This window comes from Leptospira interrogans, assembly GCF_900156205.1.
Taxonomy (GTDB): domain Bacteria; phylum Spirochaetota; class Leptospiria; order Leptospirales; family Leptospiraceae; genus Leptospira; species Leptospira interrogans.
The window spans coordinates 136,055-160,410 of sequence record NZ_FTNA01000003.1 but is presented as its reverse complement, the minus strand read 5'-3'; the positions used below and the strand labels follow the sequence as shown (position 1 = coordinate 160,410).

Annotated in this window: 17 protein-coding genes and 1 pseudogene; 13 read left to right on the top strand and 5 right to left on the bottom strand. The window is 33.4% G+C overall.

Features of this window, described 5'->3' with window-relative positions; genetic code table 11:
- Positions 1-5: 5 nt before the first annotated feature.
- The gene (locus BW942_RS03715; RefSeq protein ID WP_000809416.1) at positions 6-839 is read right to left on the bottom strand and encodes an ankyrin repeat domain-containing protein; all 834 of its coding nucleotides are present in this window, start codon (positions 837-839) and stop codon (positions 6-8) included.
- Between the two features lie 747 nt (positions 840-1,586).
- Between BW942_RS03715 and BW942_RS20760 the strand changes: the two are divergent.
- From BW942_RS20760 to BW942_RS03690, 5 genes and pseudogenes are all read left to right on the top strand, one after another.
- Positions 1,587-1,670 (top strand): annotated as a pseudogene (locus BW942_RS20760) (transposase); the annotation flags it as partial.
- 275 nt (positions 1,671-1,945) lie between these two features.
- Positions 1,946-2,680 carry a sigma factor SigX-regulated lipoprotein gene (srpB, locus tag BW942_RS03710; RefSeq protein WP_000615100.1) on the top strand — a complete coding sequence of 245 codons (735 nt, stop codon included), beginning with the start codon at positions 1,946-1,948 and terminating at the stop codon, positions 2,678-2,680.
- Positions 2,681-3,734: 1,054 nt separating this feature from the next.
- Positions 3,735-4,082 (top strand): PadR family transcriptional regulator, encoded by a 348-nt coding sequence (locus tag BW942_RS03700; RefSeq protein ID WP_000159365.1) that lies wholly within the window; start codon positions 3,735-3,737, stop codon positions 4,080-4,082.
- 2 nt (positions 4,083-4,084) lie between these two features.
- A complete protein-coding gene (locus BW942_RS03695) occupies positions 4,085-4,591 on the top strand; it encodes a hypothetical protein (protein ID WP_000577315.1) in 507 nt (168 codons plus the stop codon).
- Between the two features lie 7 nt (positions 4,592-4,598).
- Positions 4,599-5,144: a GyrI-like domain-containing protein gene (locus BW942_RS03690; RefSeq protein WP_000687983.1), complete on the top strand. Its 546-nt coding sequence runs from the start codon at positions 4,599-4,601 to the stop codon at positions 5,142-5,144.
- 1,438 nt (positions 5,145-6,582) lie between these two features.
- On the opposite strand, the gene BW942_RS03680 is transcribed toward BW942_RS03690, so the two are convergent.
- Complete coding sequence (locus BW942_RS03680) at positions 6,583-8,280, bottom strand: acyl-CoA dehydrogenase family protein (protein ID WP_001199925.1); 1,698 nt, start codon at positions 8,278-8,280, stop codon at positions 6,583-6,585.
- 595 nt (positions 8,281-8,875) lie between these two features.
- Positions 8,876-10,522, bottom strand: coding sequence for a 2,3-bisphosphoglycerate-independent phosphoglycerate mutase (gene gpmI, locus BW942_RS03670; protein ID WP_002084923.1), 1,647 nt, complete (start codon positions 10,520-10,522; stop codon positions 8,876-8,878).
- 10 nt (positions 10,523-10,532) lie between these two features.
- Here gpmI and BW942_RS03665 point away from each other — a divergent pair, with 10 nt between their 5' ends.
- Positions 10,533-10,745, top strand: a complete 213-nt coding sequence (locus tag BW942_RS03665) for a hypothetical protein (protein WP_000433865.1) — start codon at positions 10,533-10,535, stop codon at positions 10,743-10,745.
- A 166-nt stretch (positions 10,746-10,911) separates the two neighbouring features.
- On the top strand, positions 10,912-12,930 hold the full coding sequence (locus tag BW942_RS03660; protein ID WP_000043034.1) for a hypothetical protein: 2,019 nt from the start codon (positions 10,912-10,914) through the stop codon (positions 12,928-12,930).
- A 665-nt stretch (positions 12,931-13,595) separates the two neighbouring features.
- On the opposite strand, the gene BW942_RS03655 is transcribed toward BW942_RS03660, so the two are convergent.
- Entirely contained in the window at positions 13,596-14,438 is an 843-nt protein-coding gene (locus tag BW942_RS03655) for an LA_0442/LA_0875 N-terminal domain-containing protein (RefSeq protein WP_017861839.1), read from the bottom strand.
- Positions 14,439-14,541: 103 nt separating this feature from the next.
- On the opposite strand from BW942_RS03655, the gene BW942_RS03650 reads away from it, so the two are divergent.
- Together BW942_RS03650 and BW942_RS03645 are read left to right on the top strand one after the other, a co-directional pair.
- Positions 14,542-15,090 (top strand): RNA polymerase sigma factor, encoded by a 549-nt coding sequence (locus tag BW942_RS03650; RefSeq protein ID WP_000951509.1) that lies wholly within the window; start codon positions 14,542-14,544, stop codon positions 15,088-15,090.
- Positions 15,091-15,249: 159 nt separating this feature from the next.
- Positions 15,250-16,299 (top strand): FecR family protein, encoded by a 1,050-nt coding sequence (locus BW942_RS03645; RefSeq protein WP_000792403.1) that lies wholly within the window; start codon positions 15,250-15,252, stop codon positions 16,297-16,299.
- 1,583 nt (positions 16,300-17,882) lie between these two features.
- Here the strand turns inward: BW942_RS03645 and BW942_RS03640 are convergent.
- Entirely contained in the window at positions 17,883-18,332 is a 450-nt protein-coding gene (locus BW942_RS03640; RefSeq protein ID WP_000615575.1) for a DoxX family protein, read from the bottom strand.
- 1,319 nt (positions 18,333-19,651) lie between these two features.
- Here BW942_RS03640 and BW942_RS03635 point away from each other — a divergent pair.
- The 4 genes from BW942_RS03635 (at position 19,652) to BW942_RS03620 (ending at position 23,994) form a co-directional block, all read left to right on the top strand.
- On the top strand, positions 19,652-19,822 hold the full coding sequence (locus BW942_RS03635) for a hypothetical protein (RefSeq protein WP_001288293.1): 171 nt from the start codon (positions 19,652-19,654) through the stop codon (positions 19,820-19,822).
- 71 nt (positions 19,823-19,893) lie between these two features.
- Positions 19,894-21,834 carry a ribosomal protection-like ABC-F family protein gene (gene abc-f, locus BW942_RS03630; RefSeq protein ID WP_002167151.1) on the top strand — a complete coding sequence of 647 codons (1,941 nt, stop codon included), beginning with the start codon at positions 19,894-19,896 and terminating at the stop codon, positions 21,832-21,834.
- A gap of 503 nt (positions 21,835-22,337) precedes the next feature.
- Positions 22,338-22,673, top strand: a complete 336-nt coding sequence (locus BW942_RS03625; protein WP_000187969.1) for a rhodanese-like domain-containing protein — start codon at positions 22,338-22,340, stop codon at positions 22,671-22,673.
- Positions 22,674-23,175: 502 nt separating this feature from the next.
- Positions 23,176-23,994 carry a metallophosphoesterase gene (locus tag BW942_RS03620; RefSeq protein ID WP_001228669.1) on the top strand — a complete coding sequence of 273 codons (819 nt, stop codon included), beginning with the start codon at positions 23,176-23,178 and terminating at the stop codon, positions 23,992-23,994.
- Positions 23,995-24,356 lie beyond the last annotated feature (362 nt).

Genomic DNA, 24,356 nt, shown 5'->3' with positions numbered 1-24,356 from the left:
GGGATTTAAGATTCTCCGAAAGTATTTGAGATTTTCTTTCTGAATTTTGCAAACAAAAATAGATTGAAAAAGTGCATTGCTCCTAGGATTAAAAGGACGATTCCAACTTTTTTAGTTAGAACTTCGATACATTCCGCCAGATCTAAAGGTTTTTGTTCGGTGCTCAAAGAAAGACTAATATAACCTATGTTAATCAGATAAAATCCTACGATCAAAAGGTGATTGATCGAATCTGCTAATTTTTCCTCTCCATTGAACATTTTTACAAGAAAAACTCTACCGTTATGGAAGAGAGTTCTTGCGACCCAGATTGTCATTAGAATGCTGATGATCAAATATCCAAAATAAAGACCAATCGTATAAGGGCCAGAACCAGGTTTGGAATGTTTAAGACCTTGAGCGTTCAAAAAAGAAATTACAGCTGTGTTTTCATAGTGAGTGGCAATGTCTAACGCGTTTTCGCCGTGACGATTCAAATAGTCCGAATATGGATATCTAGAATAATATAATTCTATAATATTTTTATCTGGAAACTGAGCGGCGTAATGAATTGGATAATCCCCTGCGTAATCGTTATCTGATATTATTGATGGGGATTCGTCGTTTGCCTTGTCTAAGATATATTGAAGCATTTTTGTGTCATTGCTTTCGATTGCAAAAAAAACGGCACTTCTTCCTCTGCTATCCTTTTGATTTAGTAATTCTGGCTTGGATGCAAGAATTTTCTGAGTCTGTAACAGATCTCCATTACGTACTACTTTAAAAAAATCGGACATAGAATCTCCAAAGGTTGAGGACGTAATTCCGAATAATATCATTCCGAAAATGATTTGTTTCATGGTCTTCTCCAAAATTTGAACATGTTCAAATTTTGGAGAAGTACTTTGTTTTGGCAATAAAGTTTTTTGAACTCGTTCAAAAATATATTTTTTAATTTATGATTTCTATCTGTAGCTGAGTTTATTGAACTTGTTCCAAAACTTTAGAATTGAACTTTTGTGAATATTAGAATTGTTGAAAAATTAATTCTCCATTTGTTTCTATTCTATGGAAATGGGCAATTGAAGCAGTTTTGTTAATCGGAACTAGGGAATTTTTCAATAACTCTATTCTATAAAATGTGGCAGAGTTCCCACAGAAACCGTTTCTTTACAATCGATTTTTTAAAACAAGTTTTAGCAAGTTATGACAAATGACATCCTCTAAATTGTAGAAGTTCATCCATTTTTCGATTTATACTTAAATCTTATCCCAAAACTTCAAAGAATTTTACGCGATCATTCTTTAGAAATTTTTAATAAAATGTAATAGTTCCTACAAATTAGGTCACATTTAGCAATTTGTGAACAGTTCTTATCTAGTTAAATTTTCGTAGTAGTTTCCACATTTTTGTGAAACTCAATCTCATAGGCTGTTCGAAAAACTCAGCAAATACCTTCCTAATAGTTTAGGTTTTGGGACAAGCTTTTTACTAAGTTCTGTAAAGTAGGGCGTTCAAATTTTGCGTTAAATAGTATATTCATTTCAAAAATTTATAGAATAATGTTTTAGGATTACTTAGGTTTATATAGCAGAGGACCAGTATTAGAGTTGTTGAAAAATCAATTTTCCATCTGTTTTCTATTTCATGGAAACGGTCGATTCAAGCAGTTTTGTTAATTGAACTATAGAGTTTTTCAACAATTCTATTTTGTATTCCAACGTAAACGGGTTTTATGATAAATTTGTAGATCTATATTTCTGAGTAATGACAATTTTATTCAGGTTATAGGGATCAGTGGTAAAATCATTATCTTTAGATTTTATAGAAATTTTTAAAATTCATTTTTCTATTATTTTTTAAACGCAATTTCCTCCTAAATTTTAATTTCATTTCTTAAATTTTTTTTGGCACAAAAAAAAACGAAAATCGTTGGCATAGATGAAACAATTGGAGGATCCAATCATGATTCAGAAAAAAATAGTAATGTTGGTGTTTTTGATCGTACTCTTTTCTAACTGTCATAAGTCAGAAAATAAACAAGATAACAATTTACTTTTACTCCAGGCCTTAGCCGTTCAAGATCCAGGAATTGCGGGACTATTAGCTCCTATGGATCTTATGCGTTCTATGGGTGGTTCAAGTGGAGCCGGAGCTTATTCTAAAGGTATCGTATCTCCTTTTCAAACAACCAGTACTACCGAAGAAGTTTCTACTGTGTGTCCATTAGGTGGAAAGGTGTTGCACACTGGTGAATGGAATGAAAGTGATTCTCAAACTGGAGCGAGCTTGCAATATTCTCTTAAAGTAAAGTATATAGACTGTAGAATTATGGGTCGTGACACATCCGGCACTGGAGCCAATAGAATCATGGCTTTGAACGGTGATGCTATGATTGAAGGAAGAGCAGATCTCATATTTGATGTCGGTTTTGCCCCTCAAGATGCAAAGCCTGAACTTAGATATACTATGAATTCTACTTCTAGAAACAATTTCGATTCTTATACTGTAAATGGACATGCGTATCCTAAGAGCGATATTACTACTAAAGCAAGCAATGGAAAATATGCCTTCGAACATATGGATGATGTGGATAAAGCAACGATGACCGTGGATGAAACTGTAGAAGTCACCGGAAAGATTGGAGATGAAGAAATCAATCAAGTGATAAAGTATAAAAGTACAACTAAACTTCATTAATTCTATTACCGCCGAGTAAAAGGCTCGGCGGTTTTTCAATCAAAACGTTTCTTTCAAAAATTATCTTAGAACCGCCTGACTTAAAAACCTGATCTTAGATTTTTAACTCAATGTAGTAGTTTTTAGAAAAATTAGATTACCTTGATAAATTTATATTTTTTGAATGCGTTTTTTTAACAAAGTTTTTGAATGAAATTTCATTATAAAAATTGAAAATCCATTTATAAATATAAAGGTCTTCTTTTAAAAATTTTCTTGCGAATATATAATAATTCTCATAATGATTTGTTTATGAAACGAAAGGATCTCGTTTTTACTAAACTTTTTGTAATACTCATAGCTATATAATAGAATACTCAATATTTTACATTCAAACAGTTCTATATGGTGAATATTTTCAATATTCAATTTTATAGGCTCGGTAAAATTCCAAATTTCTTGTAACTTTGATTTAAAGATCGATAGAGCCAAATCTATGGAAATGGGATGATCTGAAATTTATGAATTGCCCCTCCTAAGGGTTTGTCTCAAAACTTCAAAGAATTTTACGCGTAATTACTACCCGGACGCATGAACATAGTACCAAGTTATTAACGGCTGAATTTACGAAAAAAATAGTGGTACTTAAAAAATACCGCAAATTTGGGATTTACTGCATTTTAAAGCAGAACCAAAATATTCAAATTTTTGAAACAATCTAACCCAAGTATTCTATTCATGTGTCCGAGTAGTAATTCTTTAAAAATTTTTAATAAAATGCAGTAGTTTCTACAAATTAGGTCGTATTTGGTAATTTACGAATTTTCAAGCAGTTCTAATGTCGTTCAATTTTCGTAGTAGCTTTCTATATTTTATCAAACTCAATCTTGCAGGTCGTTCGAAAAACTCAACTAAGGGTCGGTGTTTAGGATTTGGGAGGAGCTTCTAAATTGATCATAAATGTAAAAATGTTAGACGTGAGAATAAATAGTCGAACGCCACCTTTCTAAGAATACTAAACCATCGTTTAAAAAATGATTGAGTCCGAAGTAGATATATCCATAATGGATATATGATGACTAAAGAAGAGTCAATTGAAACGAAGGGAATTACTCCGGCGATGTTTCATATTCTTCTTTCTTTAGCGGAAGGACCGCAACATGGATATGGAATTGGAAAATCAGTGGAAATTTCCTCGGAAGGAAATTTTCATCTTGGACCGGGAACTTTGTATAGAACTTTAGAATTAATTCGAGGTTTTGGCTGGGTTCGATATTCTAAAAAGAAAGTGATGGAAAATGACGATCCTAGAAGACTCTATTATGAAATTACTTCTGACGGTAAGGAGATACTTGTCTACGAACTCAAAAAAATGGAAACGACTTTAAAAAGAGCGAAAAAATTGAAACTGTTGGGAAATTGAAAATGATTTTTCGGTTTTTTAAAATCCTGATTCAAATTGTATATCCTGTTTCTTTTCCAAAAAAAATGAAAGATGCAATTCAGATTCATTTGGAAGATTCATATCGAGATGGATCATTTAGAATATTTTATTTATTTGATATTTTAATATCTGGTTTTCGAGAAAGAATCTTGAGCGAAATGAGATCATTGCGACTTTTATGGGAATATGATCATCGTTCCGTTTTTGGTCTTATAATATTGATTCCATGGAATTTATTTTTAATCCTGATTTTTGCGAGTTTGTTTATAGGCGGGCCAGGTTGGTTAAAATTTTTTCATAATTTCCCTTATGAAAAAAATGTTCCTGCCGAATCCGTTTTTCCTTTTCTATTATTTCTTGCGGGAGTTTTACTTGTTCAAGATTTATTTCTTTTGAAAAAGAAAAGATCTGTTTTCAAAAGATATTCTTATCTATTTTATATAAATATGAGTTTAGTAGTTCCTTTTTTTCTAATTTTAGTTCTTTGAGGAGTTTATGAAAATTTTTGCACTGAGTATTTTAGTTTTAGTAGTTTTACTTGTAGCGTTCTTGTTTTATATGGGCGCTTTTAATCGGGTTTTGGTTCAAGAGGAAATGAAAGGACCGTTTTACGTTCTTTCGCATGAAAGGATTGGAGATTATAGAAACGTTGGGCTTACGTTTGAAGCCCTTCAAAAAGAACTGCCTGAAAAAGGAATTCGAAATTTTAAATTGTTCTCAATATATTTGGATAATCCAAATGAGGTTCCTAAAGAAAAACTACGATGTGAAGTAGGAGCTCTTTTTTCGGAACCATTAGAAAAAATTCCAAATGGACTTTCTTTAGAGTTAAAAATAAGAACCATTCCTTCTAAAAAATATCTTACCGCGGAATTTCCATTGAGAAATTTTCTTTCTATTTTTCTTGGAATTTATAAGGTTTATCCGAAACTTTTCAGAGCCTGTGAAGAAAGAGGTTGTGATCTTAAAGGAAGGGCATCCATTGAAATTTATGAACCTCTTACGGAACATAAGACTACATATCTTCTGCCTTTAGATTAGAAAAGTTATTAAAATCTATCTTAAAAATAAATTAAAATATTTTGAAATTATATTCAAAAGTAAGAATATAAGGTTTTTGAGATAGATAGTACGTACTAGTATTTATACATTAGAGTTGTTGAAAAGTTCCCTAGTTCCGATTAACAAAACTGCTTCAATTACCCATTTCCATAAAGTAGAAACAAATGGAGAATTAATTTTTCAACAATTCTATTTACTAATCTTTATCAAATTAAGTATCATAAATTTTTATTGCAAAGTTCTGTTTTAGAGTTTGTCGTAAAACCTCAAAGAATTTTATGCGATAATTCTTTAGAAATTTTAAATCAAGTATAGTAGTTCCTATAAATTAAGTTCATTGTCAATTTATGAATTTTCGAGCAGTTCTATCTTGTTAAATTTTCTCATAGTAGTTCCCACATTTTTATGAAACTCAGTTTCACTTTCTAAGGATCGTTCGAAGTAATTTACCAAACACCCCCAACTCAATGTATCGCTTCTATGATCGCTCTGCCATAACCAACCCCACAAGTTGAATAGGATTTTAGAATGAGAAGGATTAAAAACGCACATTTTTCAAGTGTTCCGACAAGAATGAGTCTTTTTACTTGCAAAAAGTATGTTTTTCTGATAGAGAAAAATTTTCCGAACCTTACCGCCCCACCCAAAAATAGAGAAAACTCAGCACAACGCTCTTTATGAATCGCGTTGGAAACTCAGCACAACGCTCTTTATGAATCGCGTTGTGGGGTGAGAACTAGTTTTACAGAGGATTTGTCGTAATTCCGACAGATTTATATTGAGATCCAAATACTTGTGGGGTTGGTTATGTCGTTCTGCAGGTCGGTGTTTGGTTCTAGGGCAAGCTTTTAGTGCCAGGATACTGGGGACTTTATTTTATAATTCTGATTAACATGAGTTTGGCGTAGTTTGGCGTAATAAAATTTGGGCGAGTCTAGTCATGGCCGAATTACGCTCAAATTCAACGTTGCTTCCTGAACACAATGATCCCTATGGATTGTTTTATGGATCGCAGCATAATAATTGTTTTTGCATTGTTTGTTTGAGATAAGTGGAATTACTTCAAAAAAGTAATCCATTTTGAAATAGATAAAATTTGAAAAAAATTTCTACGTTTTCGTAAAAATAAAATGTAGGAACTTTTACGAATTCCAATTGCAAAAAATAAATATTTAAAATTTGTAATGTGACTGAATCTCTGGAAATAACTACAAATCTAGATTTCACAGTGAAATTTTAAAGAAGTTCAGGTATTCACAAACTAACTTATTTTTCTTTACAACAATGTTTAGTTTTATCTATGCCTAGGTTTTTAACTTCTGAATTTGTTTATCAAATGTCATGATCTGCCTTTCTAACGCGTCCTAAATATTTTTCTAACTCACGTTAATTACATGATAAAAATCTAAAATTCTATTTAGAAATGAATAACGGATTTGAGATTTTCCGTATTTCCAGAAAAATTTTCTTTTTGAGAAAAAGTTTGAGAGGAATTTACTAAATCTAAATAACCGTCTCGGAAGGCCGACAGATCCTTTTGAGAATCTGGAGAATTTTTTCCAGAAGCGTCCGAAAGTGCGGCGAGTGCGAATGTTTCAAACGCCAGGTCTGCGATATAAATCCGATTTAGATCCAATTCTTGAGAACTTGAATGATCCAGTAGATTTTGTAAAAGTTCTGATTTTTTAAGGGTCGTTTCTGCTGCTACTGAGTTTGGATCTGTAATTTCTTCCACATATTTAAAAAATGCTTTTGCAACTTTTTCTCTTTTAAATCCCCGAAGTACATGTTCGCTTAATAATAAATGGGTTCCTTCCCAAGTTTCATTGATTATGGAATCGTTATGTAGTCTAGGAAGTGGGGAAAAATCACCTACGATACCGTTTCCGCCTAAAACTAAAATGGAGTTATAGGTAATTTCCGTGGAGGTGGCGGAACATTTGTACTTTAAAAGTGGAGCAAGTACCTCTCCTGCGAGTTTTAAAGTTTCAGGGGTATGAAAATGTCTGAAAATGGAAGTTAACATCGCAGTGTGTTTGAGTCTTTGATCACTGAGTTGTTTTAGTAAAGAAGAAAATTCTAATATTTTACTTCCATAAGCGGTTCTAAATTTGGCGTATTCGTAGGCTTCCATCCAGGCTCTTCTCGAAATTCCGGAAGCCGCGATGGATACGTGTAATCTTGAAATCCCGATCACGTATTTGATTAAATTGGCGATTCCGTGTGCGGGTCTTCCGAGTGCTTCCGCTTCTACTCCGTCATAAACTATTTCTACAGTGAGTTTACCTCTGGAACCGATAATATCTTTTTTACGTAAAATATGATGTCCGTTTAAAGTACCATCGTCTTTAATTCTAGGAACTAAAAACATTCCAATTGTGTTTGTATCTTCTACTCTTGCTGTTGTTACCCAAAGATCTCCCGGATTAGAACAGAACCATTTCTCTCCCGTGAGAATCCATTTACCGTTATCCTGTTTTCTTGCGATCGTTCTGTTAGCGCTTACGTTAGAACCCCCGACTCTTTCGGTTACGTATTGTCCCGCCATAAAGTGGGATTGACTTCCTTCGCCTGCAACAAGAGGAAGATATTTTTCTTTTTGTTCTGAAGTTCCGAGAGCCTCTAAAACTTTAATCATACCTTCGGTCATTGCAAGTGGACAAGTGACTCCACCTTCTCCATTTTGATTGGCGAGATAAGCAAGAGCATAGCGGTGTAAATCGGTAAAAGGATGTTTCCAAGATGAATGATAGTTTAGATTTACGATTCCATAGTCGTATGAAATTTTTCTAGAAAGTTTTTGTTCATTAGAATATACAACTGCGTCGATTCGATTTCCGGTTCGGTCGTATTTAACAATCTCGCCGTATTTTCCTTCTTTATGAGAAGCTTCTGTAAGTTCGTCTAAAATTCCTCCGACCAAGGCGCCATAACCTAAAAGATGTTCGATCATAGCTTTCTTATGTGTAGAATCGTAACCTTTAGAATATTTTTCTACAAGTGTCTGTAATACTCTGTCTTCTTCGTAAAAGTTTTTTCCTCGATTGCCTTTATAGTTCGAAATATCAAAAGGAGCCAGCCCTGGATTTGTAGATTGATTGAATGGGTATTGCATTGTTCTTTCCTAATTGATTCAAGTGAATCATTTGATTTTTAAAGTCTATTTCAAAATCTAAAAGTGTGGAAACTCAAATAATAGAATCATGAACTCATAAGATTATATTATCAAAAAATTCTAATATAATCTTGTAAACTTTATTTGAAAAACAAAGTAATCTGTAAGAACGGGTTTTTTCTTTGAAACCTTGTGTTTTGAAAAAAGATTTTTAGGAAAGTATAACTTTGCCTGCTTTTAGGGCGAGCGAAAAAAAGAAGAACAGACGCGAACATATATTAGAATTGTTGAAAAATTAATTCTCTATGGGTTTTCGTTGTATGGAAACGGTCGATTGAAGCGTTTTGTTAATTGTTGCTATGGAATTTTTCAATAACTCTATTCTTAAATTTCAAAAAATCGAGCCGTTTTACATTTTATATTTAACGTGAATTAACGCGAAAGGGATCGATGCGAGGTTAATAAATTGTAATTAAAAGTGATTGTTGTATAACATTTCTTGTATACAATTTATTGACCAGAGCTGAGAGCCCGGTCCGGCTGGCGCAGGCAGTCGGATTCGCCCTAATTTTCTTACGTTGAATTCACATTATCTTTAAGATTCGTTTTGAATCAAAGAAGGATGATACCCTTCCGGGGTTTCATATCCCATCACGTCTAAAATTGTGGCCGCTACGTTTGCAAGACCTGGGTTGGAAAGTTTGGAATTAAATCGAATTTTATTTTCAGGATCTAAAATGGAAATCGGAACCGGATTCAGAGTATGACTCGTTTTAGGAATTGGATTTCCATGAGAATCTTTTTCAACGTTTCCTTTTTTATCTAACTGGAACATTTCGTCTGCGTTGCCGTGATCTGCAGTAACCAATAAAACAATATTCTGTTTTTCGCATGTTTTCCAGAGACGTTCCACACAACCGTCTAAAAATTCCATCGCTTGAACGGTGGCCAGATAATTTCCAGTATGACCTACCATATCACCGTTAGCGTAATTTACTCGATAAAAATCTTGTTTATTTTCATTCAGTGCTTTTTCCAATGCTTCGGTAATAAGAAGAGCTTTCATTTCAGGACTTTGATCAAATGGAATTACGTCTGAAAGAATTTCACGATATTCCTCTGAGTTTTGATCGAAGTAACCACTTTTATTGCCATTCCAGAAATAAGTAACATGACCGTACTTTTGTGTTTCGGATAATGCGTATTGAGGTATGTTCGAACTTGCCATATATTCGCCTAACGTTCGATCAATGGCAGGAGGAGCCACTAAAAAACGTTCCGGAAGTTTGAGATCCCCGTCGTATTGCATGATTCCCGCATATAGAACATTAGGAAGAGGGCCACGGTCAAATTTATCAAAATTTTTTTCAGTAAACGCCAGAGAAATTTCGATTGCTCTATCACCTCTGAAGTTTGTAAAAACAACCGAATCTCCATCCTGAATTTTACCGACGGGTTTTCCATTATCAGAAATTACAAACGAGGGAAGATATTGATCGATTATTTTTGGATTCTCCGAACGGAAGGTTTCAATTGCTTCTTTTGCGGAGGAAAAATATCTACCTTCTCCTTTAACGTGAACCTTCCAACCTCTTTCCACCATAGACCAATCCGCTTCATAACGATCCATCGTGATGGTCATCCTTCCGCCACCTGAAGCAATTCGGATGTCCGTACCACTTTTTCTAAGAGAGTTCAACCAAGTTTCAAAAGGATTCAAATAATCTAATGCAGATTTTTCAGGAACGTCTCTACCATCTAAAAGAATATGAAGTCTGATTTTGGGAACTTTTTCTAAAATTGCCTGTGAAATTAAAGCTTTTGTATGATCGATGTGAGAATGAACGTTTCCGTCCGAAAAAAGACCTAACAGATGTAAGGTGGAATTGTTCTTTTTAGAATTCCCGATCACTTCTTTCCAAGCTTGACCGTTAAAAATATCACCAGACGCGATCGAATTAGAAACTAGTTTAGCGCCTTGATCGAAAATACGTCCCGAACCAAGAACATTATGCCCAACTTCTGAATTTCCCATGTCGTCATCCGATGGCATTCCTACTGCTTTTCCGTGAGCTTGAATATGAAGCGTTGGGAATTGATTCCAAACTCGATTTAAAAAAGGAAGTTTGGCGCCAGCAATTGCATTACCAGATTCTGGACCTTTGGGAGAGTAACCGACGCCGTCTAAGATAATGAGTAAAACTTTTCTAGACCGAAAGGTGTATTTTTTTGAAAGCTTCATATTAGGATTCATGGAACCAGTTGACTATAGCGGAAGTCAAGAGATTCAAATATTAAAAAAACTTGGAAATTTGCTTTCCTTTCCTAAATCAAATGAAAAGATAAGAAGTTGTACTAGAGTCTGTGATATTACGTTTAATGCTGAAAATAACAGAGTGTATCAGTTTGTTATAATGAAAAAATACAACGAGTGTTTTCTTAGATTTGTTGTATGGATCGTTTGACAGATTGAATTGAAGATAAACAATATCAATTTCCTAAGTTGACTTGCGGCTTTGAGAAATTTAAAAAGAAAGTTTGATCTTGGAACTAGTGATAAGGTTTTTTCGGAGATCTAAAAGTCTTACGAGAATTTAAAAATGATTTCAATGTTGTTGACGGTGCAAATGGATGAGTAAGCCGGTTTTAAATCCAACGTTCGGTGGCGCAAACCAAACGCAAAACTTTTTAAAAGTTAAAAAGATTAATGAAGTAGTCAGCTATTATCTAAATGATCGACTGACACATTCTGTTTATAAAGCGATCGTTACACAAACCAGTCATAAAAATGTTCGATCTCAAAATTTATTCCAAGTGGAATCTAAAGTTCCAGAAGCTCCCGAACTTACTACTGCGGAAGTTGCATTTCATATTAAAAGATTATTAGAAGATGGTGTTGTTCTTCAATTTGCTTACTTTTATGTAGACCCAGCCACTTCCGAATTGAAGTTGAAACCTTGTTACGTAGCTTACTCGGATGCAGAATTAGGGGATCTTACTCGAATTTATCTTTTATTAGTGGATCTTTCTGTTAATTCGATACTATCTTATTTAGAAAATAGACCTTCTCTTGGAAAAGAAATGTTATGGGAGGATTTAGAAGCGGATTTTAAAGGAGAGAATATACAAAAGTTAAAACTCTTTTTTAATCCTGAAAGTTATTTCCAAGCTCCGAATATTAGCATTCCTTTAAATCCGGAATATGTAAAAGATATGTTGCTTGAAATAACGGATGGATTGGTTAAAAAAGGAAGAATTCGGGAAATACCGGAAGTCGGATATTTAGTCGTAAAAATAAAAGAACTTCAGACGTTATTCGAGCTTGTGGATGAATTTCACTTTAAAAAAGTATTTCCTAAATATAAATGGGCTTTATCGGATGCATTCGCTGCGATTTCTCAAGAAGAAAGAATGCACGCAAACGATCCATCTGCACTTCCTACTACTCTATTTGGTAAAAAAAGAGCGAGAGCAATTGAGAAAGCGTTAGAGTCGGATTCCGAAATAAAATCAAAACGTAAATTGATAGGAGTAGAACTGATTCTCAATTTAAGTGATGAAATTGAAAGTACCCTCAAGTCTTCTTACCAGGAACAGATTCGAAATCGTTTTCACGAAATGACGGATCATCTTTCCAAACAGGCTGGTCGTTGGGATAAACTTGTATTATTTATTTCTGATGAAGAATTTAAAACGTATCCGACCGAGTTAAAAAGACTTTTAACAGAAGATAGGCATATCGCTTATTCTCCTTGGGAGACTAAAGGGATTACAATCCATTCTTTTATGAGAATGGATACAGAAACTATTCGGTCCGTAATCAAATCACTTTCAACAGCAGCTAACGTAGAGGCTTGGAAGATATTAGGTATTCGTAATTTAATCGAGTTGAACGAAGATTCTATTCATTCTGTTTTTAAAGACGAAGAGTTTGTAAGAAATTACGGAAAGGTGCTTCGTAAAGGTTACGTTAGATACTTTCCTTGGTACTTTTCGATTTTGGATTTTGTCGGAGTTGCAAAATTACTTCAGGATTTATTTTTTCAAGGAGCCAAAGAAAAAATTCGTTCTGAACAATCTTATTTTAAATCCAAAAATAGAGATGCGGCTTTTAAGTTAGAACAAAGCAAAATTCAGGAAAAATTAAAAGAGGATGAAAAAATTAAAGCCTTGGAACAAAAGTCCAAACTTTCGGAGGCTTTGAATCAATATTATTTTGAAAGAAATATCCCACCTGTATTAAAAGAAATTCTTTATGAGATTCCAGGATATTCGCCCGAACTGATCCATCAAATTGTAGATCGTGAGAAGTTTGTACTCATACAAGATTCTTCGGGAGATAAAACGGAGTCGATTCTAATGTATCCAAACGATGAGTCTTTTCGTTTTAGAGCAAAAGAGATTCATAAAGTTTTAACTGAAAAAAAGAAAAGTTTGGATTTTAAGTTTAGAAATAAAGAAGAAGATTTTCAGAGCGAGAAAGTTGCAAAAACCTTAAAGTATTTGGATTCTTGGTTTGCATCTAAGCCGGAACAAGCTCATGCTTCTAAAGAAGGTAAAAATAATTCTGGAAATTCAAATGAAGATCCTTATGAAAATTTCCGGAAGGAAATTGTAAAGATCAAGGGCAAAGAAAAAATTTCAACTTAGAAGTTTGTTATATTGTGGAAATTATTTCAAAGTCTATGCTAAAACTTGAAGTGTGCGGGAACGGGAAGTAGACTCATATTAAAAATCCTTTATAAACGGCGTAAATTAACGTGAGTTCGCCGTAAAAAATCTTGGCGAATAAAAAAACTCAATAACAACGATTCTCTGAACGCTAATCCTTAGAGAGGCATTCGCTGAGTTTTCTGGCTCACGTTCGACAGATCGCATTTTGGGAAGTCGTAACAGTTCGCAAATTTTATATCTAATGGTTCGTACCTGAAACGCTTTCGTAAAAAGCGTTTTACTGAGTTTCTTGAACTCAATGCTGTTTGTTATAGTCGCAATATAATAATCGCTTTCACATACAAAATTCAAGTTAACCTAAACAGTATGAGTTCCTACAATTTTAGAATTTGTTTTTAAAATCGTGATTTGTGGTAGTTTCTACATAATTTTACAGACAAACTAATTTTCGTAATAGTTCCCACACTTGAATATAATAGATTCAAGTTTTATAAACTTCTATTTTATAAATTGTGGTAGTTCCTACACATTAGGAATCGATTTATAAATTTCGGATCCAACTTTTTTCAAAATCATAAATTCATCCAATAGTTTCAACTGTTATAAAAAACTTTCACAACTACTTGGGTTTTGAAAGAATTTTAAAATCGAATCGTATAAACGATATTAGGTGAAATTTCTGTAGATCCATTCATCTGATTTCTAACTACAAGGGTTGAAAATTTCCATCCTTCTGGACTTGGATCAGAAAGTAAGGTTTGTAACTTTTGATAATCTTTAGCCAATAAAAAAGTATGAATTAACTGTAATCCGTAAATAGCACCTAACAACCATTGAGCTTGATTGTATTGAGAGGTAGCACGATCATAACTGTTGAAGTAAGGATTGGTTGCGGCGGCCGTGGTAAAAATTCTAGTGATTAACGCGGTTACACGAACCGTTTCGTCGGAAGTGATCGGGTTTAAATTTGGATCTGCAAATGCAGCAATTGTGATTGCAGTTGAATTGATTTTATAATCGTTTTCTTCTGCTATGGCTTTTTCCTTACAATTATTAGCGTATAAAGCCGCGCTTGCAAAAAGTAAAAAACTGATAATTGCCCATCTTTTTTGCCCTACCTTCCATTGACCCCAACCGGGAAGAATTGCAGATCTTCCCGTGATTGCCCATCGAGTATCTTGCCACGAAAGTTGAGTCGTAGTCGGATTTGTATGATCGGGTGGTTGGGTAGTAATAACTTCTTTTTTTTTGGATTCTTCTTTTTTAGGATCTTTTAAATTGATCTCGGAAATTTCTGCTTTAGAAATGGTTTGTAATTTGCCGTTCACCTCTATCTGAACTTCAGTTCTGGATTGATTGATGATTTTACCCTGAAGAGTTCTTCCGTTTTTAAGAACGATCGTACTTGCTGTTAGAGATAAAGGAAATAGAATTATTAAAACGAAAATTCCCGAAGAGGTTATAAGTTGATACGTTCGAGACATAGAGTTATGATTCTTAGTCATGAAATTTTAAAATTCATCTTTTGTGCAAGAAATTATCTTTTTGCTTGAAAAAACAAGTAGGAATTGGTGATTCTTTATTACCGTGGCACATACTTCCGAGTTAGAAAAACTCTATAACCACAATAAAGACGATTTATTTCATTATATAAGAAAATCGTTCTATGACGAAAATTCTGCCCAAGATATACTACACGATTCTTTTCTAAATTTTTTTAAATATTATGAGAATAGGGACATTCCAGATCCTACTTCTTGCAGGATGATTTTATTTAGAATTGCAAGGAATTTAATTATTAATCATTCTAAATCTTATTATCAGCGAAATGTATCTCTGGTAGGAGAAGATGCGGGTAGTAGTTTTACGTCTAAATCACCAAGTCCTGAATTTTCAGTGATGGAAAAAATTGATCAATTGGATGTAAAAAATATCATAGATTCACTCTTAGATACAATTTCTACAGAGTATAAAGAAGCTTTGCTTTTAAGATACCAACAGGATCTGAAACTGGATGAAATTTCTAAAATTCTTGGAATGAGTATTTCCGGTGTTTCCAGATTGATTGAAAGAGCCGAGAAAGCTTTAGCTCAAGAAGGTAAAAAAATAGGTTTTCAACCTGCGGATTATATATGATAAAATATTTTTTGATTCCTCTTATAGTCTTAAAAGTGAAGAATTCGGACCACTTTGATAAAAAAAATTAGAAATGGAAAAAAAAGCTCAAATTGACTCATTTAGTTTTGTTTAACGAACAGGAAGCGGATGAATGACGCAAGCACGGGAAGCATAAATATGAAAAATAAAACAAATACTCCCGAATTTGAAGGATATTCTAAATTCCTGAAAGAAAAGGGTCCAACAACCCAACTTCCCGCTTTTGATCCGAGTTGGATTGGAAAACAACCTCGCTTTATCGTAGAAGACAAAATCATGAATGTCTCGACCGATAATACCAATATTTTTCGTTTTCCAAAGATTGTGTGGTTAGCTGCTGCAGCCATTTTATTATTTACGATTGGAGTTTGGGTTACCTTTTATACTTCAAAACCCGAATCTGAAATTGTTCGAGGAACTACTTTAAAGGCTGCTGTGGTTTTTGTAAAAGGTCAGGTCTCCGTTATGAGAGATGTCGAGATGAAATTGCACCGAGGCGATCTTTTAAATGAATCCGATATAATTCTTACTGGTACGGGTGGTGCATTGGACATAGGTTTAACTGATTCTAGTGTTGTACGAGTGAAAGAAAATAGTAAATTGATTTTGAAACAGTTGAGAGAGGACAATGGATCTCAGATTAGAATCAATTTAACTTCGGGTAGGGTATTAAACATAATAGAAAAAGAGAAAAAAACGAGCAACTTCTATGTAGAAACTCCTTCTGCAGTTGCTGCTGTTAGAGGGACTTCTTTTGAAGTAAATGCTTCTGAAAACGAATCAATGGTTTTTGTAGTGGAAGGAGCGGTAGAAGTAATTTCTTTGAACCCTGCAAAAAAAATATATATTTTAGAAAAAAGTAAATTAGTAACCGTGAACAAAGATGGAGAAATCGAATCGATCGATATTTCTAAACTAAATTCTACTCTGCCAGAATATAAAGAAATGAGAAAGAATCTTGGAAGTCTGGATAGCGAACTTCTTTTAGATGTTCAGAATTTAAAATCCGCGAAAACCGAAGAAGAGTTAAGCAAAGCTTATGATCTTAGTATTGAACGTATTATTATGAAGGATGGAAGAGAATTAAGAGGTGTAGTTGTTTCTCAGAAAAAAGGAAAGCTAGTCGTTCAAACTTTGAAGGGTTCGTATATTTTAGACGAAGATGCAGTAGATAAGATTAAATATTAAGATTTTATTTTATACTTTTATTTTTCTATAAATTAAGCCGCTTGATATAAGACCAAGCGGCTTTTTATTTTGTGGTTTGTAGCATATATTAACTTTTTAATATTCCTTTTTATTTATTTAACATGAATTCAGTATAACGCAAAAGCGTCAAGATGATGGAACTCAGCAGAACGTTCTCTAAAACTCAGTGTCTCGCTTTTACGGTCGCTCGACAAATTGCGTTTTATATTGGAACTAAAGACGATTGTTGTATAATTTTTCCTATATACAATTTATTGACCAGAACTGAGAGCCTTGTCCGGGCTTGTCCATAGGTAAGCCGGATTCGCCCAGATTTTCTTACGTCGAGCTCACGATATTTACTATTGATTCCGGTGTTAATTGATGCCATAAATTCTAATTTAGAGATAAAGTTTGAGACATTTTATTGTATGATTTTGTGTGAGAATTTGTTTTAAAATATTAGTTTGAATCAAAGCGTAGTAGCTCCTAAAGTATGTTGATACGTTTTAAGTGTCGTTTTTGAAAGTTTTTATTACAAAGGCGTATGAAAATGATACCGACTAATTTTTGGGACTTGTTCCGACTAATATAGGTTTGATGTAATATTTTTTGCTGTATAAAAATTAATTTCTCAAAAAATAAAATGTGGGAACTCAGACAAACTAAAATCTCAAAAAATAAGTATTTAAAAGTTTGTAAGTAGATTTAAATTAATGTGAGTTCGGCGTAAGGAATTCACGATTTTGAAAGTTGGAATTTGAACTCTACAGATCGATTATTTAAATGTGGGAACTACCATAAAACTTAGATTTATCTGTAAAATGATGTGGGAACTCTCACAAATATGATTTTACAGTGAAACTTTTAAAAACTCAATTTTGCTCTGAGTAAGAAACCATAATCTTACCCACAAGTTGGATAGGATTTTAGAATCAAAATGAACTCAACAGAACGGGCTTTCTATGGATCGCCGTTCTGGGCTCAAAAAGGCACATTTTTCAAGTGTTCCGACAAGAATGAGTCTTTTTACTTGCAAAAAGTATGTTTTTCTGATAGAGAAAACCTTTCCACCTCTTCCCCCACCCAAAAATAGGGAAAACTCAGCATAACGCTCTTTATGAATCGCGTTGGAAACTCAGCATAACGCTCTTTATGAATCGCGTTGGAAACTCAGCATAACGCTCTTTATGAATCGCGTTGGAAACTCAGCACAACGCTCTTTATGAATCGCGTTGTGGGGTGGGAACTAAGTTTACAGAGGATTTGTCGTAATTCCGACAGATTTATATTGAGATCAAATACTTGTGGGGTTGGTTTATGGTAAGGAACTGGCCTCATAAAAATAAAAAACTATTATTTAAAAATGTTTTCTTATTGATCTTAGTTATAAGTTTATCTTCAATTTTTGACGAGAGTTGACTTTATGAATCTCTATAAAATTGAGAGTCTTTAATTTTTATTACAAAACACTGTTTGAGTGCAAGATATTTAGTACTTTATTATATATATCTAAGTAGATGTAATAAAATTAAAGGGCTCTGTAATCGCTATTGTTAACTCTTACATCGAACTCAGGTTTATTAAGAATCTAGGTGGTCGTAGATCCAAGAATCTAAGGACCAAGAACCTCCCCCAAAAAGTAAAAGAGAAAGTCCCATAGAAACTGAAAGAATATGGTATTCAAATCCTTCTCCGTTTTGATTACCAAACCAGTTCATAAAAAAACCGATTTCTTTGTGAGTCCATCCGGCAACTGCTAAAGTACACGTAATTCCAAATGCGGAAAGTCTTGTGCAAAAACCTAATAAAATGGCGATGGATCCGAAAAATTCAGACATGATTGCTAATATAGATAAGGTCGCCGGAAACTGAGCAGTATTTACCAGATAATCCATGGACGCTTCGTACCCCGCGCCTCCGAACCAACCCAGAAGTTTTTGAGCTCCGTGTGGAAAAATACAAATTGAAAGCCCGAGTCGAAGTAAAAGAGGAGAAAGCGATTCTTTCGTTGAGAAGAAATTTTGAATCATAGTGATAAACTCCAAAGTATTCTTTTCGTTAATGAACTTTTAAAAATAAGTAAAGGGATAAAAAATCAAAGAGAAAAATATGTTGGGTGTGATAGTTCCCACATTTTAGAAATCGATTGTAACTGAATAGTTTTGATTTACTACTCGGACGTATGAAAGTGGTACCAAAAATGAAGAGACAATTTTCCAAAGATGCAAAAGCTTTTAGAATTGCCTTTGATTTGGCATTTTGATTTTTTTAAAGAAGATCCACATTCTCATTTTTGAAACAAAGAGTATCATAGTATTATTTTTGTATGTCTGAATAGTACATTGAATCTTTGGAATTCTAAGAGCTGATTCCAAAACCTCAAAGAATTCTACGTAACATTCTTTGAAATTTTTAATAAAATGCAGTAGTTCCTAGAAATTAGGTCTTATTTGGCTAATTTACGAACTTTCGAGCAGTTTTAATCTCGTTAAATTTTTGTAATAGTTCTTACATTGTTGTGAAACCCAATCTCATTTCCTGAATGCCGATCCTTAGAGAAGCATTCGCTAAGTTTTCGGGGTCACGTTTTAGGTGTTCAAGTAAAACTCAACGTTCTCGTTTCTATGGGCGCTCGGGAAGCTCAACAAACACCTCCCTTAAGGTCGGTCTTTAGGTTTTGGGACAAGTTCTAAAGTAAAAAGTAGCAGTTCCCACATTTCGACTGGTTTTCGTGTTTCAGTTGTTTTTTATAAGGTAATAAAATATCCATCCTTCATTTGTACTTTTTAGAATTTAATTTTGATCTTATATTTTTTAAAAGTTATGTCACTTTAAATGAAATATTGAAGAGTTCATTCCAAGGCTTTAAAAGTAAGCCAATCTAATCATTGAATTAGTTCTTCACAAAAATAGTTAGTTCTTACAAATGATGCCTTTCAAACCAATTTGCTTGTTTTAAATCTCATTTTGTTGTTAGGCTTACATATGAGTTCCCACATTTTGTAGGTTTTATGGGTTTGACTCGAAATCGTACTGAGCTCTAGAAAATTGAGTACCGTTAATTTTATCACAAAACGCTGATTCTATGTAAAATATTAGGTACCTTATTATATAGTTATGAGTAATAGCAAAAGTTTATTCAATAACCTATCAACTATTCTAAGAGAGTATCTGTGGGAACTACTGCATTTTTATTAAAAGATTCGGGGGTTCTATAAAACAGATTTTTAACTTTTGTAGTGCGGTGATTCTAAAGCAGCAAATTTCATATAGAAATTTGACCTTAAAATCGGTTGTCGAATCTTACTGAGTCTAAAAATCTGGCATAAGATTATTTGGCGGAATATTCATGTCTGAAGAAACTCAAGAAAAGAAAAACAAAAAAATCAATAAAATGACCGTAGCTGAAATTAACGCTGCGATTCAAACTTCCAAAGAAAAAATGAACGGCTCTTCTAGCAAATACATTTTGCATCTCAATGCAAGATTGGAAGAGCTCGCAGTAAAAGGTAAGAAATAATTTCTTTCCGGTCCGTCTGTTTTTGACGGACTAATTCCTGCTCGTTTTTAGCTTCCCTAACATTTCTATCCTTGCTTCAATTTATCGACATAAAACATCAGTACGGTTCTAACGTATTGTTTAACGGTTTTTCTTGGCACATCAAACCGGGGTCTCGCGTTTGTCTTGTGGGTCCAAACGGTTCTGGTAAATCGACTTTGTTTAGGATCGCAGAGGGAAAATTTATTCCGGACGAAGGAAGTGTAGCAAAATCTAAAAACACTGAAATTTCAGTATTCCAACAGATTCCAGAATTTAATCCTGAAGCATTGGTCATTGATACTGCATTAGAAAAACATAAACATTATCGGGAATATTCAGAACGTTTGAAAGAAATCAATCGTAAGTTCGATCTTGTTTCTCACGATTCGAAGGAATTTACTACGATTCTGGATGAACAAAGCGCTTTAGAAGAATATGCTTTTACATATGGAGTACACGAACTTGAATCTAAAGCTCGCAAAGTTTTAGGTGGATTAGGGTTTTCTAATGTTCAGATGGAAATGAAAGTTCGGGAATTTTCTCCAGGTTATCAACATCGTCTTGGTTTAGCAATTACTCTTTTGAATCCGGGCAACTTATTGTTGTTAGATGAACCTACAAATCATTTGGATAATACTTCTAAAGAATGGTTGGCGGACTATCTTAATTCTACAGGTCAATCTTTTGTACTCGTAACTCACGATCCGGAATTTTTGGATGCGACTTGTGATACGATTGCGGAACTTTCCTCTTCCGAAGTTATAGAATTTCGGGGAACCTTAGAGGAATATTTCGAACATAAAAATGAACTTCAAGAAAAACTTAGAGCTCAGTACCGAAAAGAAGAAACTTATCTCAAAAAGAGAATGGAATGGATCGAACGTTTTCGCGCAAAGGCTACAAAAGCGAAACAAGTCCAATCCGCGATCAAAAAACTCGAAAAAAGAAATAAGGTAGAAGCGCCTGAGGAATCCTTTTGGAATTCCAAGTCGGATTATCGTTTTAATTTTATATCTTCCGGAAAAATTACTGTAAGAATTGAAGATGGAGCTTTCTCATATTCGGATAAAACTCCATCTATTTTTAGCGGCGCTAATCTGGAAATTTCAGCGGGTGATAAAATTGCGGTAGTGGGTCCTAATGGTGCAGGAAAGTCCACGTTTCTTCGTTGTTTATTAGAGATTCATAAATTAACTTCCGGTAAAATTTATTATGGACCTAAAACGAAAATCGGTTATTTCTCACAAAATCATCACGAGGAATTAGATCCTTCTAAAAATCTTATTCAAACGGTTATGTCCGCATACCCGGATCTTTCGGAACAACAGGCCAGAAGTCTTTTAGGTTATTTTTCTTTTTCTGACGATTCTGTTTATAAACAAACCAGTCTTCTTTCGGGTGGAGAACAAAGTCGTCTTCGTCTTGCAATGCTTGTTCGTTTTCCTGCTAATTCTATTTTTTTGGATGAACCTACCAACCATCTTGATTTAGTAGTACGGGACAATTTACTGAGAGCATTGATGGAATATGAAGGTTCTCTTTTAATTATTTCTCACGATCCTGAATTCTTAAGAAGTCTTTGTAATCGTACTATTTCTGTGGACAAGGGACAAATTCGGGATTTTAACTGCACGTTTGAGGATTATTTAAAATATAATTTGCAAGAGACCACATCATCTAAACAACAAATCGGAAACTTGGTTTTTAAAAAAGAGGAAACAGGGCAAACGCGCTCTAAAAGAAATTCAGATAAAAACAGAATCAAAAAAATTCAGAAAGATTTAGAACAACTGGAAACTAAGATCGAACTTTTAGAAAAATCAAAAAAGAATTTGGAAGAAGTGTTAGCCGATCCCGACTTTTTTAAAAATCGTAGTTATCAATTAGAATTGGACAATTTAAACGAAACCAAAAACGAAATTACACGTTTGACTTTGGAATGGGAGTCACTTCAATTAGAGTTCGAAGAACTTTCTGGAACTGTAAATTAGGAATTACTAAAAGAATCTTATTTAAAATAAGGTTGTTGAAAAATTCCATAGTGAAGATTTGTAAAATTGCTTCAATTGTCCGTTTCAATACAACGAAAACAGATCAAGAATTAATTTTTCAACAACTCTAATAAAATCTTTGTGTACAATGATTATTTTGTAATTGTCAGATAAAAAATTTAGATGGTGTAAAAGATTAATGAAAATTATTCTCTAACATTTTCTTTAGATCCTTTGATTTCAGAATAGCGCGGTGCGTTTGCAAGAGCTTCTACATTTTTATAAAATACATACTTTGTTTTTGACACAATTTTGTACGTCTTTGTAGTAATAAATTGTTGAAACGATTATAGTTGTTTAAAAATTCATTTTTCTTTTTGTGAAAACAAAATGATTTACCTCGCTTTTGATAGCATATATGAATTTTTTAAGTTTGTTTGACCAAAAAGAAAAATAAATTTATTTAGTATTATATTCTATTTTTATAATGAGGAAAATTGTATATGACACCAAAAGAGCTTAAGTCTCGATTGGATCTTAGAAAAACGGCAAAAGATTCGTTTTATCTTTTGGACGTAAGAAATCCTAACGAAGTGGATATTTGTACGATCGAAGGAACCGATCTTTTGATTCCGGTTGGAGAACTTTCCAATAGGCTTTCTGAAATCGATTCTTGGAAACAATCGGGTAAAGATGTGATTGTATACTGTCGTTCTGGTGGACGTTCCGCGATGGCTTGCGGAATGTTAAAACAGTCCGGTTTTTCAAAAGTGCATAATGTGGAAGGTGGAATTTTACTTTATTCAGATGAAGTGGATTCTTCTATTATTAAATACTAATATGCTTATGTTAAAGTTTCGATTGTAAGAATTGACACAATTCTGAAATTGTAAGAGTTCCTATATCTAATTTTTTACGAAAAAATGAAATGTGGGAACTTATACAGAAATAGGTGGAGAATTCACTTTTCAACAACTCTGTTACTGAATATCTATAAAGTAATTACTGTAAATTTTTATAACAAAGCTCTGTTCTAGTACAAAATATGCGGTTACTCTGTTATATGTTCCCAGCAAAAGTTCATTTCAGAATTTTTAAAAAAATCGGATGATAGTTTACAAAGATTATATTGTTTTAAGGAATTTATAAATTTTTTAGACTCAACTTTTAGAAGCTTGTTCGATTGTTGTCAATGAAACGGTTTTTGTGGGAACTTATACAATTTAAGTTTCATGATAAAACTAGAATTTGACCTGAAGAAAATATTAAAATTATATAATGTATTGTCTATGTCTGGCGATTGGCTTTTGAGTATTTTGTTGCTTGGTTTTTAAGAGATATATGAGAAAATTAAAATTTTATGTTATATTAATTCTATTTTTAGTTGGAGTAAATTGTTTTATTATTGAAAGATATTGGGTTCGATTTCAAGAATACGAATTCAAGTCTGATAAAGTTACGAAAGATTTTGACGGTTATAAAATTGCGGTCGTTTCTGATCTTCACTATGGCTTTTTAAATCCTGAATTTTGGGTTCGATGGGTTATCAAAAGAGTAAATTCTCAAAATGCCGATCTAGTCGTCGGTTTGGGAGATTATGTTAAGAAAAGAAATACGGATGTAGAATTATTAAAAGTTTGGCCTATTTTAAAAGAGCTAAAAGCAAAGGACGGTGCTTATTTCGTTAATGGCAATCATGATCATTGGGCCAACGATAAACTATCACTTGAACTTTTAGAAAAAAGCGGTCGATCTATTAGAAATAAAAATATAGTGATACGACGAAACATATCAAAGTTTATCCTGGCTGGAATTGGAGATTTTTGGGAAGATAGAGCTGACATCGATAAAGTTTTATCCGGTACTTTTTCTAAAGATTTGAGAATTGTGTTGTCTCACAATCCTGATTCATCCAATACAAAACACAAAGAAAAAGTGGATTTGTTTCTAACTGGACATACTCATGGTGGGCAAGTAAGAATTCCATTTTTTAATTTTTCTCCTGTTTTACCCGTAAAGGATTCTAACTTTGATATTGGTTTTAAAAAAAATAAGTTTGGTGAAGACGTATTTATTTCTGCTGGTATCGGTTGGTCAATTTTACCGATTCGATTCTTTTGTCCTTCCGAAATTTCTTTGATCGTATTGCGTTCTCCGTAGGAACTTAATTTTAATTCGTAATTAATTTCTGAATTTTGAATATTCAAAAACTCATATAACTATTAAAAACCGTTTCAAAATAATCTATCTTTGTTTAAAATGAAGACGGTTATTCTAAGATATTTTTGAGATGGTCTATTAAAACTTTGATCTTAATTTTCTTTTTACTGGTCCTTATCAAATTGAATTGCCTAAATTTCTATCATAAAGTGTCGTTTTACGTAAATTCGATAGAATCCAATGCGAAAGATATTCTTATGCTGCGATCCGTAGAGAAGCAGCATTGAGTTTGAAAAATTCCGAAGGAACTGGAGCGAAAAGAACTCAATGAAACGCTTTTTACGGATCGCGTTTGAAACTCA